The sequence below is a fragment of the Nonomuraea sp. NPDC004702 genome, from assembly GCF_053601695.1.
Map to the genome: position 1 here is coordinate 1 of NZ_JBSGCE010000072.1, position 20671 is coordinate 20671.

The window sequence follows — 20671 nt, forward strand, 5'->3', positions numbered from 1 at the left end:
ACGCCGGCGAGATGCGGGCCGACATCCAGCGGGCCATGTCCGGCATGCCGGTCGACGCCCAGACGATGGCGATGACCGGGAACTTCAACCAGGGCCGACTTCAGCACCGGCCAGTCGCTCATGAGTCCCCTCTCGTCATGGCCGAGATGTTAGTCATCATTAACGTAATCGTCTAGCATGTGAGACGTGACCACTGCCTCCCCACCTACCCGCGAGCGCGGCAGAAGGCGCATGGAGATCCTCGCCGCGGCCGCCCGGCTGTTCGCCGCCCGCGGTTTCCACGGGGTCTCCATCGAGGACATCGGGGGCGCGGTCGGCGTCTCGGGTCCCGCGCTCTACCGGCACTTCAGCGGCAAGGAGGCGCTGCTCGCCGAGATGCTGCTCGACGTCAGCTCGCGGCTGCGGGAGTCGGCGGTGGCGGTGGCGACCTCCTCGGACGGCCCGGCCGAGACGCTCGACGCGCTGCTCAACGTGCAGATCACGTTCGCGCTCGACCAGCCTGCGCTGATCACCGTGCACGACCGCGAGCTGGGCAACGTGCCCGAGCCGGAGCGGCGCAGGATCAGGCGGCTGCAGCGCCTCTACGTCGAGGAGTGGGTGACCGTGCTGGCCGAGCTGCACCCGGCGTGCCCGCCGGCCCGGCTGCGCGCGGCCACGCACGCGGTCTTCGGCCTGCTCAACTCGACGCCCCACAGCGCGGGCGAGCTGCCCCCGCACGACATGCGCCCCCTGCTGCACACGATGGCCCGCGCCGCGATCGAGGCCAGCGTTAACAATCACTAACTGACCGATGGCCATTCACGCCGTACGAAAACCCCCGAAATGCCGTAGATCTCCGCAAACGGTCCTGGATCAGGGTTAAACGGACCGGACCACAATCTGTCATGCACTCCGGCAGACGGCGGCGGCGATGACGGACATAATCAGGGTGTGGCGCGCGACACTGTTGAGACACATTTCATCCAATCCGTTGAGGCGCTGAAGTCAGGCCCCGCCCGAGATCCCGGCGGCCCGGTGCGCGAGGGCACGTCGCTCACCGGCGACCGGTGCCGGACCCTGTTCCAGCGCCAGCTCGACAGCCGCCTGCTCGACATCGCCGCCCGCTGGCTCCGCGAGCAGAATGAGGGCTTCTACACGATCGGGTCGGCCGGCCACGAGGGCAACGCGGCGGTCGCCGCCGCGGCCAGGGCGAGCGACCCGGCGCTGCTCCACTACCGGTCCGGCGCCTTCTACCTGACCAGGTCCGAGCAGGCCGGCCGGCTGCCCGAGCAGGGCCTTCGCGACGTGCTGATGGGCCTCACCGCGGCGGCCGACGAGCCGATCGCGGGCGGCCGGCACAAGGTCTTCGGCCACCCCCACCTGGCCGTCATCCCGCAGACCTCGACGATCGCCAGCCATCTGCCGCGCGCCGTGGGCGTGGCCTTCGCCATCGAACGGGCCGCCGCGCTCGGCGACCGGTCGGCCTGGCCGCCCGACGCCATCGCCGTGTGCAGCTTCGGCGACGCCTCGATCAACCACGCCAGCGCCCTGACCGGGCTCAACACCGCCTCCTACGCCACCTTCCAGGGGCAGCCGCTGCCCATCCTGTTCGTGTGCGAGGACAACGGCATCGGCATCAGCGTCCGCACCCCCAAGGGCTGGGTGGAGGCGGCGGCGCGGCGGCCGGGCATCGCCTACTTCGCCGCCGACGGCTGCGACCTGGCCGACGCCTACGACGCCGCCACGCTCGCCGTCCAGCACGTCCGCGCCAACCGCTCACCCGCGTTCCTGCACCTGTCCACCGTGCGGCTGATGGGGCACGCCGGGTCCGACGTCGAGTCGGCCTACCGCACCCAGCGGGAGCTGCGGGCCGACATGGAGCGCGACCCGCTCGTCCGCACCGCGCGGCTGCTGGTAGAGGCCGGCCTGGAGACGCCGGAGGACCTGCTCAAGACGTACGAGTCGGCGCGCGAGCACATCCTGCGCATCGCCCTGGAGACCACCCGCGCCCCGCGGCTCGGCTCGGCCGCGGAGGTCATGGAGCCGATCGCGCCGCGCCGTCCCGACCTGATCGCCAACATCAGCCCGACCGCGGCCGAGGGCCCGGTCAGGGAGAAGGCGTTCGCCGGCACGCTGCCCGAGACGGAGAAGCCGCTGACGTTGTCGCAGACCATCAACCGCACGCTCGCCGACGCGCTGGTGGTCTACCCCGAGATGACGGTCTTCGGCGAGGACGTCGCCAGGAAGGGCGGCGTCTACGGCGTCACCCGGGGGCTGCAGAAGCGGTTCGGCGGCTCGCGGGTGTTCGACACGCTCCTCGACGAGCAGGCCATCCTCGGCCTCGCGCTCGGCTCGGCGGTGTCCAACCAGCTCCCGGTGCCGGAGATCCAATACCTGGCCTACCTGCACAACGCGCTCGACCAGATCCGCGGCGAGGGCGCCACCCTGTCGTTCTTCTCGCGCGGCGCCTACACCAACGGCATGGTCGTCCGCGTCGCGGGCTACGCCTACCAGAAGGGCTTCGGCGGCCACTTCCACAACGACAACGCGGTGGCCGCGCTGCGCGACATCCCGGGCCTGGTCCTCGCCTCGCCCGCGCGTCCCGACGACGCCGCCGCCATGTTGCGCACCTGCCTGGCCGCCGCCCGTACGGCCGGGTCGGTCTGCGTGTTCCTGGAGCCGATCGCGCTCTACCACACGCGTGATCTGTTCGAGGAGGGCGACGGCGGTTGGCTGGCGCCGTACACGCCGCCGGGGCGCTGGCGCGAGACGCACGTGCCCGTCGGCCGGGCCCGCTCGTACGGCGAGGGCCGTGACCTGACGATCGTGACGTTCGGCAACGGGCTGCGGATGAGCCTGCGCGCCGCGGTCCGGCTCACCCAGGAGGGCTACGGCTGCCGCGTCCTCGACCTGCGCTGGCTGGCCCCGCTGCCGGTGGACGACCTGCTGCGGGCGGCCGAGCTGACCGGCAAGGTGCTGATCGCCGACGAGACCCGCCACTCCGGCGGCGTGTCCGAGGGCGTGACGGCCGAGCTGATCGACGCCGGGTTCACGGGGCAGGTGGCCCGGGTGACCTCGGCCGACAGCTTCATCCCGCTGGGCGACGCGGCCAACCACGTGCTGCTGTCGGAGGAGGAGATCGAGCAGGCGGCGCGCAAGCTACTGGGCTGAGCGCGCCCCTCTGACGCAGGCCGGCTTCGACCAGGCGACCGTGGTGGCCGCCGAGATGCGCAGCGGCACGCCCACCAGGAAGCAGTAGCCGGTGTCCGGGTCGAGCCCGGCGACGCGGCCGCTGGTGGCGCCCGTGCCGAGGGCGACGACGGTCACCTCGCCCCCGCCCGCCCGCGAGCGTTGCAGGACGACCGGGTAGCGGCGGGCGTCGGCCGGGAGCGCCCAGCTCAGCTCCACCAGGGCGCCGCGGTCGGCGGTGACCTTGAGCCTGCGGGGGGCGAGCGCGGCGACGTCCCGCTTGCTGATCGGCGGCGGGGTGGTGGCGGCGGTCGCCGCAGGGGTGGCGGCCTCGGGGCGGCGCTCGGCGGGGCCCGGACCGGCGGGCGGGCGCAGCGACAGGTAGACGGCCAGGCCGGTGCCGCCGATCGCCACGGCCGCGACCGAGCCCCCGATCAGCAGGCGCCTCCCGAGGCTCCCGCCCCCGGCGGGCGGCGTCGTGACGGCCTCCCGCCGAGCCCCGCCCATGTCCCCCGCCGTGGGGACGTCCCGCCTCGCCACGCCCGCGTTCCCCACCAGGCCCGGCCGATGCGGGGCGGGGGCTTGGGGGTGGGGGAGCCGGCTGCCGGTGGCGGGGAGTGAGGAGTCGCCGGGGTGCGGCGGAGGCTGCGGGCCGCCGCGCGGGCGGCGCGGGACGGTGGACGTCGCCGGCCCCGGCCCCGGATCCTGGCCCACCAGGTCGGTCACCGACAACCCCAGCTCGGCCTGCACCTCCTGCAACCGCCGCGCCAGCTCCCTGGCCGAGCCGGGCCGCAGCTCGGGCTGCTTGGACATCGCGTGCAGGATCGTCCCGAACACCGCCGGCGGCACGTCCGGCCGGTTGATCGGCGGCGGGTCGAGGCTCAGCACCCGGTACATCAGCGGCGCGATCGACGGGTCGGCCGGGTTGTGGAAGGCGGGCTGCCCGGCCAGCAGGTGGTAGAGCGTCGAGCCCAGGGAGTAGATGTCACCGGAGACCGAGTGCGGCTGCCCGGTGAGCACCTCCGGGGCGGCGTGCAGCGGGGTGAACGCCTGGGAGGTGGCCGAGATCTCCGCGTTGTCCACCACCCTGGCCACGCCGAAGTCGGCGATGGCGGGCTCGCCGTAGCGGGAGATGAGGATGTTCTGCGGCTTGATGTCGCCGTGCAGCACCCCGGCCTCGTGCACGGCGGCCAGCGCGCCGGCCAGCTTGACGCCCGCGCGCAGCACGTCGGGCACCGCGAGCGGCCCCTCCTTGCGGACCTTGTCGCGCAGCGAGCCGTTCTCGAAGAAGTCCATCGCGATGTACGGCTTGCCCGAGCGGGTCACGCCGGTGTCGAAGACGGTCACGACGTTGGGATGGCCGGTCAGGCGGCCGGTGAGCCGGAGCTCGCGCTGGAAGTGGCGCATGGTGCGCTGGTCGACCCGGTCGACCGACAGGACCTTCAGCGCCACGATCCGGTCGAGGCGCTCCTGGTAGGCGCGGTAGACGACGGCGAAACCGCCCTGGCCCGCCTGATCGAGCACCCGGTAGCCGGGCGCGTCCTCGGCTGGCAACACGGCACTCCCCCCTGTTGCCGGTGAGTTTAATGTGAAATTTCGGCTTTCAGGGAGTCAACGGGTTCATCAGGTACGCGCCGAACACCACCGACACGGCGGCCACGACCAGGAAGAAGAAGACGTAGAAGCCGCCGGGCAGGAACGTCAGCCGGGCGAGCTGGTCGGCGTCGGAGTCTCTGGCCTGCCGCCTGCGCCGCTTGCGCTGCAGCTCGACGATCGGCCGGACGCCGCCGAACAGCAGGAACCACGTCGCGACCATGGCCACGATCTGCTGGACCTGGGCGGGGGCGTACATGGACAGGGCGAACACCGCGCCGCCGGTGACCAGCAGGATCAGCGCGCCGTAGAGGTTGCGGATCAGCAGCAGCATGCACACCAGGAAGAGCAGCACGCTCCAGATCAGCAGCGTGATGCGGCCCTGCTCGGTGAGCCAGGCGGCGGCCAGCCCCAGCAGCGACGGGGCCAGGTAGCCGGCGAGCGCGGTCAGCACCATGCCGGGGCCGTTGGGGCGGCCCCTGGTCAGCGTGACGCCGGAGGTGTCGGAGTGGAGCCGGATGCCCTCCAGCTTGCGCCGGGTGAGCAGCGCCATGACCGCGTGGCCGCCCTCGTGGGCGATCGTGATCAGGCCCCTGGACACCTGCCAGGGGGTGCGGAACGCGACGACCGCGAGCGCGGCCAGAGCCGAGACCAGCACGACCCAGGGGTCGGGGTCAGGCTGAACCTTGATCAGGTGGGCCCAGAGCATGTCCATCGAGGAGAAACACTAGCCGGGTAAAGTCCCGGCTGTGGCCGCAGAACTACATTCTGACGCGGACGTTCCGGCGTGGTGGCGCGACCTCGGGCTGCCGGGCCTGATCGACCTGCATGTGCACTTCCTGCCCGAGCGAATGGAACGCCGGGTCTGGCATCACTTCAACCACGGCGGCCCCTTGATGGGCGCCGGCTGGAAGATCGAGTACGAACGCCCGGTCGAGGAACGGCTGACGAGGCTGCGCGAGATGGGCGTACGGCGCTTCCCCGCCCTGGCGTACGCGCACCGGCCGGACATGGCCCGCGACCTCAACGCCTGGACGCTCGACTTCGCCCGCCGCAACCCCGACTGCCTGCCGTCGGCGACGTTCTACCCCGAGCCCGGCGTCGCGGACTACGTGCGCGCGGCGCTGGCGGACGGCGTCCAGATCTTCAAGGTGCACCTCCAGGTCGGCGGCTTCGACCCGGCCGCGCCCGAGCTGGACGAGGTCTGGGGGCTGCTGGCGGAGTCGGGCGTGCCCGTGGTCGTGCACGCCAGCTCGGTGCCCGTGCCCGGCGGCCACGTGGGGCCGGGGCCGATCGGCGCGGTGCTGGCCGCCCATCCGCGGCTGCGGGCGGTGATCGCGCATCTGGGCATGCCCGAGTACGAGCCGTTCTTCGAGCTGGCCGTCCGCCATGAGCGGGTCGCCCTGGACACCACCATGGCCTTCACCGACTTCTCCGAGCGCGGCATGCCGTTTCCCAGCCGATTGCGCCCGGTTCTGCGTGATCTCGGGCTTTCGGGGAAGGTGGTGCTCGGCAGCGATTTCCCGACGATCCCGTACCCCTACGCGCACCAGCTCGACGCACTCGCCCGCCTGGACCTCGGCGAGCAGTGGCTGCGGGCGGTGTGCTGGGACAATGGTGCGGCCATGATTCGATAGCAAGGTGAACGATCGGCACGTGGCGCTCATCAGCGCCTTCTACGACGCTCTGGGCCGCGCGGACTTCGCGGCCATGGAGCGCTGCTACCACCCCGAGATCAGTTTCGGCGACCCCATCTTCCAGGAGGTCGAGGGCCGCGACCGGGTGATGGCGATGTGGCGGTTGCAGCTCGGCGTGCGCGACGGACTGAGATCCGGCTACCGCGACGTCCAGGCCGACGAGTTCAGCGGCTCGGCCCACTGGACGGCCAGCTACACCTTCTCCTCCACCGGCCGCACGGTCGTCAACGAGATCGACGCGCTGTTCAGGTTCGAGGACGACCTCATCGTCCGCCACCACGACGAGTTCGACTTCAGGCGCTGGTCCAGAATGGCTCTCGGCAGGCCGCAGGGTCTGCTGTTCGGCTGGACGCCGATGTGGCGCAAGACCATCAGGGACCGGGCGACCCAGGAGCTCGACAGCCTGGTGTCCTCGCAGTAGTCGGCACGGCAACCGGATCGGAGGGTGCATGGCCAGGGTGAAGGGGTTCAGGCGCAGCGGTGACCACCGCGAGGAGGCGCCGGAGCACTCGATGGACCCGCGCGCCACCGAGGAGCACCCCTACCGGCCCACCGTGATCGACAACGCCGTCTACCAGAACGGCGAGCGGGTCGACAACCCCGGCTCGCTCGCCGACGCCTTCGAACGCCTCAAGCAGATGCCGGACAGCATGGCCTGGATCGGCCTCTACCGTCCGAAGGAGTGGGAGCTGGTCAAGCTCGCCGAGGAGTTCGAGCTGCACGAGCTGGCGCTGGAGGACGCGATCGTCGGCTCCCAGCGGGCCAAGGCCGACCGCTACGGCGACACGCTGTTCGTGGTGCTGCGCGCCGCCCGCTACCTCGACGACGTGGAGGAGGTGGCCTTCGGCGAGCTGCACGTCTTCGTCGGCCCCAACTTCGTGATCACCGTGCGTCACGCCGAGGCCCCCGACCTGCAGGGGGTGCGCAAGCGCATGGAGTCCGACCCCGACCTGCTGCGCCAGGGCCCGCAGGCCGTCCTGTACGCGATCCTCGACGCCGTGGTCGACGGCTACGCGCCGGTGGTGGCCGGGCTGCAGAAGGACATCGAGGAGATCGAGGTCGAGGTCTTCAGCGGCGACCCCTCGGTGTCGCGGCGCGTCTACGAGCTGTCCGGCGAGGTGATCGAGTTCCAGCGGGCCACCGCGCCGCTGGTGGGCATGATCCACGGCTTCATCGCCGGCGCCGCCAAGTACGGCGTCAACGACGAGCTGCAGAGCTACCTGCGCGACGTCGCCGACCACGCGATCACGGTGACCGAGCGCATCTCGGCCTTCCGCCAGATGTTGCAGAACATCCTGGTGGTCAACTCGACGCTGGTGACCCAGGCCCAGAACGCGGAGATGGCCCGCATGACCGAGGCCAGCATCCAGCAGGGCGAAGAGGTCAAGAAGATCTCGGCGTGGGCGGCCATCCTGTTCGCCCCGACGCTGGTCGGCACCATCTACGGGATGAACTTCGACTTCATGCCCGAGACCCACTGGGTGTTCGGCTACCCGTTCGCGATCCTGCTGATGGGGGCGGTGTGCATGGTGCTCTACATGGTCTTCAAACGCCGCGACTGGCTCTAGGGTCCGCTGCGTCCGCCGCGGGCGTGGGCCGCGAAACTAACCACGTGGTAGATTCTTCGGCGAGCCGGTGGACGGCCGATCTCGCCGTACCCCGGCACGTTTGCGCAGCCCGCGTGCCCCCCAGACCGCCAGAAAGGGCCGGCCGGTGACCGAACCGACGCCACGCCGAGGGCGCAAGGGCGAGCGCACGCGCGCCCGCATCCTCGACTCCGCCACAGAGCTGTTCTCCCGCTCGGGTTTCCACGCGGTGTCGCTGCGCGACATCGCCGCGCACGCGGGCATGACCCACGCGGGGCTGCTGCACCACTTCCCCGGCAAGGAGAGCCTGCTCATCCAGGTGCTCAGCCGCCGCGACGAGGTGGACGGCGAGCTGATGGGCGGCCCCGACGACGGGCTCTCGCCGCAGGAGCTGCTCGACCGCGCGGTCGCGCAGGTCGCCAGGAACATGGGCACGCCCGGCCTGGTCGGGCTGTACGTGAAGATCTCCGGCGAGGCCGCCGATCCCGGCCATCCCGCCCACGACTACTTCGTCCAGCGCTACCGCAGGCTGCGCCGGCAGGCCGCGTGGCTGCTCGGCGCCCTGTTCGAAAGCGCCACGCCGCCGCTCGACCACGATCCCGACGCCGTCGCCCAGCAGCTCATCGCGCTCGTCGACGGCCTGCAGACGCAATGGCTGCTCGACCCGGACCAGGTGGACATGCGGGCCGCCGTCATCACCTTCCTCAAGCAACTAGGACTGCAGTCCAGATAACGAGGTGTTCCATGGCTCTTCCCCCCGACCTCACCACGGCAGAGAAGGCGTCGCTCACGTCCGGGAGCGACACCTGGCACACCACGGCCGTCCGCGACGCGGTGCCCGCGATCACGCTGTCCGACGGGCCGCACGGCATCCGCCGCCAGCGCGCGGACGCCGGAGACGCGCTCGGCCTGACCCGCAGCGAGCCCGCCACGTGCTTCCCGCCCGCCGTGGCCCTCGGCTCCTCGTGGGACCCGGCGCTGGCCCGCCGGGTGGGCGCTGCGCTGGCCAAGGAGGCCGCCGCGCTGGGGGTGGACGTCGTGCTGGGCCCTGGGGTGAACATCAAGCGGTCGCCGCTGTGCGGGCGCAACTTCGAGTACTTCTCCGAGGACCCGTACCTGACCGGGGTGATGGGGGCGGCGCTGGTCACCGGCGTCCAGTCGCGCGGCGTCGGGGCCTGCGTCAAGCACTTCGCGGTCAACAACCAGGAGACCGACCGCATGCGGATCAGCGCGGACGTCGACGAGCGCACGCTGCGCGAGATCTACCTGCCCGCCTTCGAGCACATCGTCCGGGAGGCCCGCCCGTACGCGATCATGTGCTCCTACAACCGCGTCAACGGCGTGTACGCCTCCCAGCACCGCTGGCTGCTGACCACCCTGCTGCGCGACGAATGGGGCTTCGACGGCCTGGTGATGTCGGACTGGGGCGCGGTCAACGACCGGGTGGCGGCCCTCGAAGCGGGCCTGGACCTGGAGATGCCGCCCACCGGCACCGACGGCCTGATCGAGGACGCGGTGCGCTCGGGCCGCCTGCCCGAGTCCGTGCTCGACCTGGCGGCGGGCCGCGTCGCCGGGCTCGCCGAACGCGTCGCCGGCCGCGAGCGGCACGACGGCTGGGACGTCGACGAGCACCACGAGCTGGCCCGCGAGGCCGCCCGCGCCTCCGCCGTGCTGCTGAAGAACGACGGCGTGCTGCCGCTGGCCCCCGGCCTGCGCGTGGCCGTGCTGGGCGAGCTCGCCCGCACCCCGCGCTACCAGGGGCACGGCAGCTCGCACGTGGTGCCCACCCGCCTGGACACCGCGCTCGACGCGCTCGGCCGGGCCGTCGAGGGGCTGACGTTCGCCCCCGGCTACCGGCTCGACGGCGAGGCCGACGACGATCTGGCGCGGGAGGCGGTGGAGAGCGCGGCGGCGGCCGAGGTGGCGGTGGTGTTCCTCGGCCTGCCCGAGGCCGCCGAGTCCGAGGGCTTCGACCGCGCCTCGATCGACCTGCCCGGCGTCCAGGTCGAGCTGCTGCGGCGGGTGGCCGAGGTGTGCCCGCGGGTGATCGTCGTGCTGTCCAACGGCGGGGTCGTGTCGGTGGCCGGGTGGCGGCACCTCGCCTCGGCCGTCCTGGAGGGCTGGCTGCTCGGCCAGGCGGGCGGCGCGGCGCTGGCCGACCTGCTGCTCGGCACCCACAGCCCGTCCGGGCGGCTCACCGAGACGATCCCGCTGCGCCTCGCCGACGTACCGTCCCACCTGCACTTCCCCGGCTCAGACGGCCACGTCGTGTACGGCGAGGGCCGCTACGTCGGCTACCGGCACCACGACACGCTGGGCACCGAGGTCGCCTACCCCTTCGGCCACGGGCTGACCTACACCCGGTTCGAGTACTCCGACCTGGACGTGCGCGAGACCGGCCCCAACACCTGGGACGTCGCCTTCACCGTCACCAACACCGGCGACCGCCACGGACAGGAGGTGGCCCAGCTCTACGTCGCCTTCGAGGCCGAACACCCCTCGCGGCCCCGGCACGGGCTGCGCTCCTTCGCCAAGGTCGGCCTGGCCCCCGGGGCGAGCGAACGCGTACGGCTCGCCCTCGGGCCGCGCGACCTGGCGCGGTGGTCGGTGACGCGCGGCGGCTGGCGGATCGACCCCGGGCCGTTCACCGTCGAGGTGGGCGCGTCGTCACGGGACATCCGGCTGCGCGCGGAGCTGAGCACGCCGGGCGACGGATATGTGGGCGAACTGAGCGAGATGTCCACGCTGGGCGAGTGGCTGGCGCACCCCGTGGGCGGCCGGGTGCTGAAGGAACGGCTCCGGCAGGCCCCCGGGCTGCCCGACCTCGACCGGACAGATTCGCCTCTGGTGGGGCTGGCGCTCGGCATCCCGTTGATCAAGTTCCGGACGTTCGGGATCGGGCTGACGGCCGACGTCGTCGCCGACCTCGTCGCTGCTGCTCGGAGCGCGCTTCCGGCGAATGATCGCTAGGTCGTCCCGTCCTGGCGGACCCCATGTGCGTCCGTTCTCCTGAAGGACCCGCCTCCCCGGCACCCCCATCTCCCCAGCCGCACCAGCAGCACCCCGCGCCGCCTGGTGCGCTGAACGGGCGGCGGGTCCCTCCTCCCCGAAGAACGCCCCTCACCCCCCACCCAGCCTCACCCACCAGCCCTTCCACGCGCCCCCAGTCCAGTCTTTCGGCCCCCACCCGCCACCCACCCGAGCCTTTTGGCCCCTCACCCGCCCCCCACCCAGCCCGTAGCACCCTTCAGCCGACACCCAGCTCAGTCCGTAGGACCCTCAGCCGACGCCCCCACCCGCCGCCACCTCCAGCCACCCTCACCCCCAGCACCCCCAGCACCCCCAGCACCCGCAGCACCCCCAGCACTCCCAGGACCTCAGGACCCCCAGCACCCAGCCTCGCCCCCAGCGCTCATCTCCCCTCACCTGACACCACCCCAAGGCTTTCCCCTCCCTCTCATTCACCAAATACACCGAAATAACGCACTTAGCCTCTTTATCATCACAAACCTTCGCCTAATTCATCAGCCCAGAGCCGAATCGCGCGAGGACTCCTTTTCCATTTCACCGGCGCCGACGCGGCGGGCTAATATTCCATCGACCCCCCCTCCCCCGCCCCCCAAGCGCAACGAAATCGGGTGATGATGGCGACGCAGCACGAAATAACCGCCGCCCGGCGTCACATCGAACGACTGCGCGACGAACACGCCAACGACCTGACCGCACTGATCCGCCTGGTGGACGGCGGCGCACTCAAGGGCCCCGCCGGCGACAGCCTCGCCGCCGACCTGCGCACCTGGGACCACGGCTTCAAGGACCTGTTCACCCGGGCCCTGAGGCTGCTCGACACGCTGCACCCGTCCGAGCCCGCCTCATGACCCCTCCCGTGGGCATCGACCCCGCCCTGATGACCCAGCTCATCAACGGCATGAAACGAGCAAGCAGCACACTTCCCGACATCGGTCTCCAAGTCGAACGAGCCCTCACCGACCTCGGCGTAGCCCTGTGGGGGCCGGCCCAGCTGTCGACCATCGGCCGCCGGCTGCACGACCAGATCCCCACACTCCAGGGCCGTCTCGACCTCATCCTCGCCACCCCAGACCGGCGCCCCGGCGAAGACGGCGTCCTCTGGGCCGACGAATCCCCATGGCTGTCGAAATCCCCCTCCGAAGGCGCGGTCGCGGCCACCGCACTGGCCACCCGACTCCGTGCGCAAATCGCGTCCCATTCACTCGACGCAGAATCAGTAGCCGAACTCGAACGTCACAAGAACGACCCGTTCTTCGCCGTGGCCTTTCTCACCCTGATGCCGCCGCGTGAACTCAAATCGCTCATCGCCCGCGCGTACTCCTACGACCTCCCGCCCGGCGACCGCCCGCTCCTCTACGACACGGCCACCCAGGACCGGTTCCTCACCATGCTCAGCACCCTGCTCGGCACCGCCTCCCACGGAGTCGGCCCGATGCGACTGGCCGCCGACTACACCGACCGCCTGATCGAGGACATCGACCACCCCCAGGACGCGTTCGCCGTCAAGAGACTCCTCCAGGACGGCGACTTCGATCACACCTTCCTGCTCACCCTGGTCCGCAAGCTGCACGACCTGGACCTCGCCCATCCCCCCGACCTGTCCCTCCCCCGAGACCCCTGGACGCTCCCCGGCCCCAGAGACGTCTCCCCCGGCGACCTCAGCCCCATGGGCGCCGCCCTGATCGCCCTGGCCCACCACCCCGCCGTGGCCCAGGACTTCTTCACCGACCCCGCCCGCAAACCCCTCGCCTACCTGATGCGCACCCACCCCTGGCTGGGCGACGCCGACGCCGACCTCGGCTGGGCCATCCAGGCCGCCACCACAGAATTCCGCGACCACGACCTGCCACCGGGTGGGTCACGCGGCTACAAGTCCGCCCTGATCGCCTCCTGGGCGGTCCGCTTCTGGAGCGACCCCAAGGTCCAGACCAACCTCCCCTCCACCCGCCCCCACCTCAGCACCGTCCTCAGCCAGTACATCGGCGACGTACACCGCTCCGCGCAAATCTTCAGCAAGGAGGTGCCGGGTGTCGTAAGCGGTCTTGATCCCGCCAAGGAACTGCACGGCTGGAAACCCTATGGTTCGAGGTTCGACGCGGATGAAATCCAGAAGGCCATGACATGGGCCTTCGAGGACGAAGAAACATTCCGGGCCGTCGCCGCTGCGCATGGCCTGTACGCCGCCAGGATGCTGGACGAACTCGCGGCCAAGGTCGCCACAGAGGTGGAACGCGACTTCATTACATGGCAACAGGCACACCCAGAGGCAACACAGCAGCAGCGAGACAACATGCGCCAGGACATCCTGGAGGAGCGCATGGCGCGTAGCGGAGGGGCGGAGTTCACCGCAGCGGTGGGGAGTCTCGGCATGACGACCTGGTTGATCATCGATGCCGCCAACATTTCCTCGATCGCAAAGGCGAAAGCGGACGACGTCCGCCTGAACTCTTTCAAGAGGTTGACCGAACAGGTGGTCGGGCTGATCCCGATGCCGTCGGGGAAGTTCGTCGGACTCATGGCCGACACAGCCAAGGGGTTGATGTTCGACAAGGTTTCACCGAGTTATGAGGAGCAAGCTCGCCAGGACGCCGACACCGCGCTGGGCGCGGCCAAGCACATGTTCACCGATCTGACGGCTTCCGTAATGATGCGCCACGGCCTCTTCGGAAAAGCTTCCGCCCAGACTCACCCGTACTACTACAAGGATTTCTCGCCTGGCGCGCCGGGGCATTTCATTACGGACAGGTCCATCAAACCTTGGGCTGAGATGAACGCCGAACAACGTTCCGCCTACGATGAGTGGCTGTCACTGCCTGTAACTGCCCGCGTCTTTGGCCAGCCCGATGTCGCCATCGCACTCAGTTTCAAGGCAGCGGAAAAGCACTATGGCGGACATGGCTCATGAGAAGGAAACTGTCGCTGATGTTCCTTGCCACCCTCCTGTTGCTCATGGCGGCATGCTCATCACCGCCCGACACGGCATCGGACACCCGGCCGCTCGGGAACATCACCGCTACCCCGCGCGAGTGTGGCTTGATCTCGGCGAACGCCATCCAGATCGCCACCGGCTTCAAGGATTATCGGGCCATCGGTACAAGAATGAGCGGAGGGCGGCAGTTCGCGTCCTGCTCGGTTGTCGACGGTCTTGCCTTGGAAGGCGAGCTGGGGTTGGTCATCAAGGTCCATGAGCCGTCTCCGGTCAGCCCCGAAGGACTCGAGAACACGAAAGTGGCCACGGGGGGAAACGACCTACCTGCTGGACTGCGACCGGGATTCGCGTCACGACGCAAGGATGCCACCGGCCAAGTGATCGATTTCGTCTACGGCTGGACTCCTGACTACCAGCGTCTCCTCAGCATCGAGGTGACGGAGGGGGCGCCCGGGAGGGATTCGTTGGCGGATGCGGTGGAGTTTTTTCGGCAGCTCAAGCCGCTGCTGCTCACGTCGTCTCGATAGTGGGTTGTCTTGCGGTGGTCGGAGCGGGTGGGCGGCTGTCCAGGGCGTCCGGCGGGTCAGGTGGGGAAGTTGGTGAGGTGGGGTTCGGCCTCGGTGATGGATTGGCGGAGGTCGGTCAGGAGGGACGGGAGGCGGTCGGGGGTGTAGCGGGCAGAGGGGATCGAGATGGACAGGGCTCCCACAGGGGTGCCGCGGCCGTTGCGTAGCGCCGCTCCGATCGCCGAGACGCCCTGTTCCGTGTCGTCGAGGTTGAGGGCGTAGCCGCGGGGGCGGATCTCGTCGAGTTCGCGGAGCAGGGACGCGCGTTCCTGCTCGGGCAGGTCCTGGTAGAGGTCGGCGAGCTGGTCGCGAGGCAGCGAGGACAGCAGGACCTTGCCGCCGGAGGCGCGGTGGGCGGGCAGGATCGTGCCGCGGCGGTCGCCGACGTACAGGATCTGCGGGGACTCGATGCTGTCCAGGAAGCGTACTTCGGTGCCCATTCTGACCATGAGGTTCACGGTCTCCCGGACGCGGGCGCACAGGGCCTCCATGGCGGGCCGGACGTGCGCGCGCAACTCGCGCAGGGACGAGCCGCCGCCGTCGCCCGCCGCCGGGCCGAGGAAGGGGCCCGGCAGGTAGGTGTGGTGCTCGTCCTGGACGGCGAAGTCGCGATAGACCAGCATCGCCAGCAGGCGGTGCGCGGTCGAGCGGGCGATGCCGAGCTCCTTGGCGACGTCGGTGACCTTGAGACGTCCTTGGTCGCGCAGCATGTGGAGGAGAAGCAGCGCGTTGTCGACCGAGCCCAGGGGGTACGCGGGCTTGTTCTTCACAGCAGAACGCTAGTGCAGTACGCGGAATTACTCCCTAGCGTTGGGCAGCATGAATCCCGATGAGACGTTGTACGTGGACGTCGCTGTCGTGCATCTGTCCTGTTCTGGGTGCAGGTCGGCTACTTGATGCCCGTACGTCCTGGGTTCAGGGCGCGGCTGCATGGGAGACGCTCCATCCGGCGGTTCAACGGGCGGTCCAGCGGACGGGTGAGGTGGGTTCGGTGGGTGGGGGTGGCGAGCGGCGGGCCGTCGTGCCGGCCCCCTCCGGTCTGGACGGGCTGCCGGGTGTCACCGCGGCCTTCGATGCGGGCATCCAGTGTTCTGAGGCTGTTGTTGCCTGAGCACCGCTGTGTCCGGGGGCGTGGCTGGTACAGGCGCGCGGGCCGGTTCAAATTGTTCTGTTTTCCGACACGCCCTCTTGAGGGCCTGCACCAGTATCGAGAGGAGCTCGCGTGAAGCTCGCGACGCTGCGACTGCCGCGCCGTACGGCCGCCGTCCGGATCGACGGGGAGCACGCCGTTGAGGTGGGGGCGCCCGACGTCGGGATGTTGCTGGCCGACCCGCGCTGGCGGGAGGTGGCCGCCGCGGCGGACGGGGCACGGCATCCGCTGTCCACGGCCGACCTGGCGCCCGTGGTGCCGGTGCCGGGGAAGATCATCTGTGTCGGGCTCAACTACCGCGATCACATCCTGGAGATGGGACGGGAGTTGCCGCGGTATCCGACGGTGTTCGCGAAGTTCGCCGAGGCGCTGATCGGGCCGTACGACGACATCGAGCTGCCCGCGGTGTCGGACTCCATGGACTGGGAGGGCGAGCTGGCCGTGATCGTCGGGGCGGAGGTGCGCGACGCCTCGCCTGCGGAGGCCGAGGCGGCCATCGCCGGGTACTCGGTGCTCAACGACGTGACGGCCAGGGACTACCAGAACCGTACGGCGCAGTGGCTGCAGGGCAAGACGTTCGAGGGGACGACGCCGTTCGGGCCCTTCCTCGTCACGCCGGACGAGATCAGCGGGGCGATGACCCTGGAGTGCGAGGTGGACGGGGAGGTCGTGCAGCAGGCGGACACGGCCGGCCTGGTGTTCCCGCCGGGTGAGCTGATCGCGTACCTGTCGCAGATTCTCACGTTGCGGCCGGGTGACGTCATCGCGACCGGCACGCCCGGGGGCGTGGGGCATGCCCGGAAGCCGCCCCGGTATCTGATGGACGGGAGCAAGGTCGTCACCCGGATCGCGGGGGTCGGCGAGCTGGTGAACACGGCTCGCCGCCTGGCCTGACCCGGCCTCACTCCCGGACCGCCGCGGCCCGGCCTGCTCTCGCTGGGTTACGACCTATTTCGCCGGTTGCATGTGGGCAGCCGACCTCGACCGTCTCTCGGTGATGCCGGGGTGCGTGGGGGCTCGGCGGCCATCGTGGGCCTCTACCGAACTGCGCGAGGGTTCGGCGGAGGCCCGAGAGACGGGACGCAGGGGCGGTCACCGTGGGCGGGTGCAGTGGCGGTCCCGGCGGACGAGTGGGTGGCCGGCAAGGCGCGCGGTCGCGTCCCGCCTGCGGGTGTCGTGGCGGCGCCAGTGGATGGGGGCAGTCGGGGCGGTGAGCCCTGGGGCCGGTCCCAGGTCGGTACGTGGGGCAGGGCCGCCTGGTCTTTCCCTGGTGACGATGTGCGGGCGGTGTCTTTCCGCGGTGACGAGGTGATGCGGTGTCTGGTGGGCGACATCGCGCGCGCCCGGTGCCGTGGTTTCTGGTCCAGGGCATGCGCCGGGTCGTAGGGGCTGGTGGTGACGAGGGTGCGGTGGCTGGGTGCCTGAGAAGGTGCACGGGTTGTGGGTCAGGGAGAAGGGGGCCATGGCAGGGGTAGGTGGGTGGTGGCTGGGGTGTCGGTGCCGGGGAGGATCACGGTCAGTACCTCGGCTGCGCTTCCTGACGTGACCGTCACCGCCTCCGCCGTGCGCAGGTAGCCGGTGGAGACCGTAGTGGTCCCCACCTCCATGCCCGTCGCGGGCCGCTGGAGCAGTGTGACGCGCCAGTCGCCGTCGCCGAGGACCACGGCGTCCGTCCGCCGTTCGACCAGTCGTAGCGCGGGGTCGAAGTGCCACAGGCTGCGCAGCGTCCCGGACGGGACCGAGTCGCGTACGGCCATCACGTCCTCGCCGTGCCCGACCAATACGCGGCGGGTCCTGGTCACCCCGTAGGCGTCGTCGGCCAGCTCGAACTCCTGGCGTCCGGGGGCGAGGTCGGCGTGCACCAGGCGGGTGGCCGTGCCGGGACGGAAGTCCCCGTCCGGGACGGGCACGTTGTGGGCCTGCGGGGTACGGGTCCAGGCCGCGTACTCGGTCCGTTCGTAGGAGTGGAACCCGGCCTCGACCAGGATGCGGCGGCCCTGAGCGCTGTAGGTGACGCCGAGGTGGTCCTCGTGGCCGTGCAGGCGGCGGCCGGGGCCGAACCTGATCGAGTAGTGGGCCGAGCGCGGGTCGTCCCAGGCGGTCCTGCCGAAGACGTATCCGGCGTCGAAGACGCGTACGAGAGGGCCCTCGTGGGGGAAGCCGGGGGCGCGGGTGTCGGCCGGGCTGTCGCCGATGGGGGTCAGGCAGCCGTCGGGCTGGGTGGCGTGCGCGATGTAGCCCTCCAGGGCGGTCCGGCGGGCGGCGAGGCGGGCCGGGGGCTCGGCGCCGCTCTCGCTGATCGCGCGCAGGGCCACGCCGAGGCGGCGGTGCACGTACAGGCCGTAGCGGGGGGCCTGTTCGTGCAGCACGCCCTGGGCGTCGACGGCCAGTTCGGCGGACCCGGTCATCCTGCGTACGGCCAGGTCGCGCCACTTGGCGCGGCCGAGGCGGCAGCCGATGAGCAGCAGCCCGATGTCCTGGTCCAGCCCGTGGTTGTGACCCGCGCGGTAGAGCGCGGGGTCGGCCAGGACCTCGCCGTGCTCGGCCAGGCTCGCCCACAGCCGCGGGGTGCGCACGTGCTCGCTCAGGCAGACCAGCACGGGCGCGCGCAGGGCGACGGCGTGCTCGGCCCACGCCCACGGGCTCAGCTCGTACCCGCCGCGCGGGTTCCGGCTGATCCACTGCGCGGTCACGTCGGCGGCGCGCTCCAGGCAGGCCCGCTCGCCCGTGCGCTCGTACGCGGCGACCAGCCGGCCCGCCCAGCGCAGCGTGTGCAGGTTCAGCGCCCAGGAGCGGTTGCCGTACGGGTCGGCGGTCCAGTCGATCTCCGTGCCGAGGTCGGCGGGCGGCAGGCCGGCGAAGCGGACCCGTCCGTCCATCACCTCCGCGACGTCGGCGGCGGGGAACTGGTCGCTCAGGCAGATGGCCCTGCCGGTGGTCGTGCGGGCACGCCAGAACACGTCGCGGCTCCTGTTTCGGGGCGCGCTGAACTCGCCGTGCGGCGGTCACGCGCCTGCCGGGGTGGGGTCAGTGCAGGTCGGGGTGGGGAACGCGGGTCGGGGCGGGGGTCAGTGCAGGTCGGGGTGGGGAACGCGGGGCGGGGCGGGGGTCAGTGCAGGTCGGGGGCCTGGTCGGTCCAGCCTGCCGTGAGGACGATCTGCGAGCCGCCGGTCCCGCCCGCGTCGGTGCCGGCGAGGACCTGGGAGGTGGCCGGATCGATGATCAACGTCCGACGGACGCCGGTGGGGAGCGGATAGCTGAACGCCTCCCCGGGACGGCCCAGGGGGTCGGCGCGACCGCCCAGGTAGCGGACGTCGGGCAGGTCGGCCAACGCCCTGTAGGCGGCGGCGCGTACGGCGGGGGGTGACGGCTTGCTCCACAGCAGGCCGCTGAGCGCGTCGGCGAGCAGGCCCGCCGAACCGGCGGGCAACATCGCGGCCACCCGCTCCTTGAGCGCCGCGGCGTCGGCGGGCAGCTCCTGGATCTGGCGGAACGTCAGGTCGCGGCCCGCCATGGTGAACGGCGCCCGGCCCGTCACCGGGACGACCCGCCCACGCCCCGCACAGCTCCCTTCATAGGCCGGTCCCGAGGGGGGCGCGGGGGTGGCGACGCGGCCCGGGTGCGACGCGGAGGCGGCAGGGGTGCGCGTGGAGGTGGGAGCCGCAGGGGCGGCGGTGGAGGTGGGAGCCGCAGGGGTGGGAGTGGAGGTGGGGGCCAGGGTGGAGGTGATGGTGAGGGCGGAATTGGCGGCCGGGGTGGAGGTGCAGGTCCAGGCTTGGCCGTCTCTGGTGGCCCAGAGCTCGGTGAGGCGGTCGCCGTCGTGCAGCCGGCTGATGTGCCAGTAGGTCGCCTGCTGCCCGGAGGCCGCCGTACTGGCCGCCGCGAGCAGGATCGAACGGCCCGGCACGGCGGACGGCGTCCCTCTGACCAGCATGAGGGCCACGGCGAGGGCGGCGGCCGTGGCCAGGGAGAGCGCCGACAGCCGCGTCAGGCGCCGGCGGCGGCGCGCGGCCGCCATCCGCCGCCACACCCTGACCTGGGCGTAGGGTGCGGGCGCCGGATGCCCGTACAGGTCCCGGACGGCCCGTAGGTCGTCACCGCCAGGGAACGAGCGCGGGTCAGGAGCGGGCTGGAGCTGCTCGGGAACGGAGGACGAGCGCGGGTCGGCAGGGGACCCGGACTGCTCGGGAACGGAGGGCGAGCGCGGGTCGGGAGCGGGCCCGGACTGCTCGGGAACGGAGGACGAGCGCGGCTCGGGAGCGGAGTCGGGCTGCTCCGAGGCGGGAGGGCGGGGGTCAGCCATGGGCGGTCTCCAGGACGTGCGTGCCGAGCAGGCCGCGCAGCTTCTTGCGGGCCCGGCTGAGCCGCGACCCCACGGTCCCGTACGGGATGCCGAGGACGGTGGCGATCTCGTCGTTGCTCAGCCCGGCGAGCGCGACGAGCAGCAGCACGTCGCGGTCGCGCCGGTCGAGCTCGGCCAGGGCGGCGGCCAGGTTGGGACGAAGGCTCTGGGCGCTGACCCGCAGGGCGACGGCCTCCTCGTGGCCGGGCGCGTCGCCGTCGGGGCCGCAGCGTCCGAGCGCCCGCAGCGTGCGGGCCTCCAGCCGGCGCTGCTTGCCGATGAGGTTCGTGGCGATGCCGTAGAGCCAGGCGCGCACGCCCGCCCGCGACGGGTCGTAGTGCGCGCGCTTGCGGAAGGCGGTCAGGAAGGTCTCGGCGACGATGTCCTCGGCGTGGTCGGGGCCGAGCCGCTGGGCGACGTAGGCGTGGATCTCGCCGAAGTACCGGTCGAACACCTCCTCGAAGCGCTCGTCGAGCGTGCGCTCGCCGGGCGCGCGGGCGGCCCACGGCACCGCCGTCGTGATGGTCTCCCCCGTCATGTCCAGCCTCCGTGCGTCAAGTGGTTCTTCTCTTATCACCCGATGTGCCGGATCGCGTTCACGACAATTCCC

17 protein-coding genes are annotated in these 20671 nt (G+C 71.2%); 11 read left to right on the forward strand and 6 right to left on the reverse strand.

Features of this window, described 5'->3' with window-relative positions; genetic code table 11:
- Positions 1–231 precede the first annotated feature (231 nt).
- Positions 232–783, forward strand: a complete 552-nt coding sequence (locus tag ACWEJ6_RS45935; protein WP_358285980.1) for a TetR/AcrR family transcriptional regulator — start codon at positions 232–234, stop codon at positions 781–783.
- Between the two features lie 231 nt (positions 784–1014).
- On the forward strand, positions 1015–3150 hold the full coding sequence (locus ACWEJ6_RS45940; RefSeq protein WP_358285185.1) for a thiamine pyrophosphate-dependent enzyme: 2136 nt from the start codon (positions 1015–1017) through the stop codon (positions 3148–3150).
- Here ACWEJ6_RS45940 and ACWEJ6_RS45945 read toward each other — a convergent pair.
- Positions 3139–4725: a protein kinase domain-containing protein gene (locus tag ACWEJ6_RS45945; RefSeq protein WP_452431696.1), complete on the reverse strand. Its 1587-nt coding sequence runs from the start codon at positions 4723–4725 to the stop codon at positions 3139–3141. The genes ACWEJ6_RS45940 and ACWEJ6_RS45945 overlap by 12 nt on opposite strands.
- A 46-nt stretch (positions 4726–4771) precedes the next feature.
- Positions 4772–5476 carry a M50 family metallopeptidase gene (locus ACWEJ6_RS45950; protein WP_358285179.1) on the reverse strand — a complete coding sequence of 235 codons (705 nt, stop codon included), beginning with the start codon at positions 5474–5476 and terminating at the stop codon, positions 4772–4774.
- 34 nt (positions 5477–5510) lie between these two features.
- Between ACWEJ6_RS45950 and ACWEJ6_RS45955 the strand changes: the two genes are divergently transcribed.
- From ACWEJ6_RS45955 to ACWEJ6_RS45990, 8 genes are all read left to right on the forward strand, one after another.
- Complete coding sequence (locus tag ACWEJ6_RS45955) at positions 5511–6398, forward strand: amidohydrolase family protein (protein ID WP_387664366.1); 888 nt, start codon at positions 5511–5513, stop codon at positions 6396–6398.
- Between the two features lie 4 nt (positions 6399–6402).
- Complete coding sequence (locus ACWEJ6_RS45960) at positions 6403–6879, forward strand: nuclear transport factor 2 family protein (protein WP_352357058.1); 477 nt, start codon at positions 6403–6405, stop codon at positions 6877–6879.
- A 28-nt stretch (positions 6880–6907) separates the two neighbouring features.
- Positions 6908–8026, forward strand: coding sequence for a magnesium and cobalt transport protein CorA (locus ACWEJ6_RS45965; RefSeq protein ID WP_387664364.1), 1119 nt, complete (start codon positions 6908–6910; stop codon positions 8024–8026).
- 145 nt (positions 8027–8171) lie between these two features.
- Positions 8172–8777 carry a TetR/AcrR family transcriptional regulator gene (locus tag ACWEJ6_RS45970; protein ID WP_452431697.1) on the forward strand — a complete coding sequence of 202 codons (606 nt, stop codon included), beginning with the start codon at positions 8172–8174 and terminating at the stop codon, positions 8775–8777.
- An 11-nt stretch (positions 8778–8788) separates the two neighbouring features.
- Complete coding sequence (locus ACWEJ6_RS45975) at positions 8789–11014, forward strand: glycoside hydrolase family 3 C-terminal domain-containing protein (RefSeq protein ID WP_452431698.1); 2226 nt, start codon at positions 8789–8791, stop codon at positions 11012–11014.
- A gap of 671 nt (positions 11015–11685) precedes the next feature.
- Positions 11686–11922 carry a hypothetical protein gene (locus ACWEJ6_RS45980; RefSeq protein WP_352320310.1) on the forward strand — a complete coding sequence of 79 codons (237 nt, stop codon included), beginning with the start codon at positions 11686–11688 and terminating at the stop codon, positions 11920–11922.
- 8 nt (positions 11923–11930) lie between these two features.
- Positions 11931–13979, forward strand: a complete 2049-nt coding sequence (locus ACWEJ6_RS45985) for a hypothetical protein (protein WP_452431699.1) — start codon at positions 11931–11933, stop codon at positions 13977–13979.
- Positions 13976–14530, forward strand: a complete 555-nt coding sequence (locus ACWEJ6_RS45990) for a hypothetical protein (protein WP_452431700.1) — start codon at positions 13976–13978, stop codon at positions 14528–14530. Before ACWEJ6_RS45985 ends, ACWEJ6_RS45990 begins: the two co-directional genes overlap by 4 nt.
- 56 nt (positions 14531–14586) lie before the next feature.
- Here ACWEJ6_RS45990 and ACWEJ6_RS45995 read toward each other — a convergent pair whose 3' ends face one another.
- Positions 14587–15339, reverse strand: a complete 753-nt coding sequence (locus ACWEJ6_RS45995) for an IclR family transcriptional regulator (protein ID WP_387664354.1) — start codon at positions 15337–15339, stop codon at positions 14587–14589.
- Positions 15340–15791: 452 nt separating this feature from the next.
- Here ACWEJ6_RS45995 and ACWEJ6_RS46000 point away from each other — a divergent pair, with 452 nt between their 5' ends.
- Positions 15792–16613 (forward strand): fumarylacetoacetate hydrolase family protein, encoded by an 822-nt coding sequence (locus ACWEJ6_RS46000; RefSeq protein WP_452431701.1) that lies wholly within the window; start codon positions 15792–15794, stop codon positions 16611–16613.
- Positions 16614–17164: 551 nt separating this feature from the next.
- On the opposite strand, the gene ACWEJ6_RS46005 is transcribed toward ACWEJ6_RS46000, so the two are convergent.
- The 3 genes from ACWEJ6_RS46005 to ACWEJ6_RS46015 all read right to left on the reverse strand — a co-directional run bounded on the left by ACWEJ6_RS46005 (position 17165) and on the right by ACWEJ6_RS46015 (position 20599).
- The gene (locus ACWEJ6_RS46005) at positions 17165–18679 is read right to left on the reverse strand and encodes a heparinase II/III domain-containing protein (protein WP_452431702.1); all 1515 of its coding nucleotides are present in this window, start codon (positions 18677–18679) and stop codon (positions 17165–17167) included.
- A gap of 149 nt (positions 18680–18828) precedes the next feature.
- Positions 18829–20022: a hypothetical protein gene (locus tag ACWEJ6_RS46010; RefSeq protein WP_452431703.1), complete on the reverse strand. Its 1194-nt coding sequence runs from the start codon at positions 20020–20022 to the stop codon at positions 18829–18831.
- A complete protein-coding gene (locus ACWEJ6_RS46015; protein ID WP_387664346.1) occupies positions 20015–20599 on the reverse strand; it encodes an RNA polymerase sigma factor in 585 nt (194 codons plus the stop codon). Before ACWEJ6_RS46015 ends, ACWEJ6_RS46010 begins: the two co-directional genes overlap by 8 nt.
- Positions 20600–20671 lie beyond the last annotated feature (72 nt).

What these genes read in the sequence shown, in the direction of transcription:
- ACWEJ6_RS45950 (WP_358285179.1), bottom strand. Translation starts at nt 5,476, where the DNA reads ATGGACATGCTCTGGGCCCACCTGATCAAGGTTCAGCCTGACCCCGAC.
- ACWEJ6_RS45990 (WP_452431700.1), top strand. Translation starts at nt 13,976, where the DNA reads ATGAGAAGGAAACTGTCGCTGATGTTCCTTGCCACCCTCCTGTTGCTC.
- ACWEJ6_RS45980 (WP_352320310.1), top strand. Translation starts at nt 11,686, where the DNA reads ATGATGGCGACGCAGCACGAAATAACCGCCGCCCGGCGTCACATCGAA.
- ACWEJ6_RS45935 (WP_358285980.1), top strand. Translation starts at nt 232, where the DNA reads ATGGAGATCCTCGCCGCGGCCGCCCGGCTGTTCGCCGCCCGCGGTTTC.
- ACWEJ6_RS46010 (WP_452431703.1), bottom strand. Translation starts at nt 20,022, where the DNA reads ATGGCTGACCCCCGCCCTCCCGCCTCGGAGCAGCCCGACTCCGCTCCC.
- ACWEJ6_RS46015 (WP_387664346.1), bottom strand. Translation starts at nt 20,599, where the DNA reads ATGACGGGGGAGACCATCACGACGGCGGTGCCGTGGGCCGCCCGCGCG.
- ACWEJ6_RS45965 (WP_387664364.1), top strand. Translation starts at nt 6,908, where the DNA reads ATGGCCAGGGTGAAGGGGTTCAGGCGCAGCGGTGACCACCGCGAGGAG.
- ACWEJ6_RS45975 (WP_452431698.1), top strand. Translation starts at nt 8,789, where the DNA reads ATGGCTCTTCCCCCCGACCTCACCACGGCAGAGAAGGCGTCGCTCACG.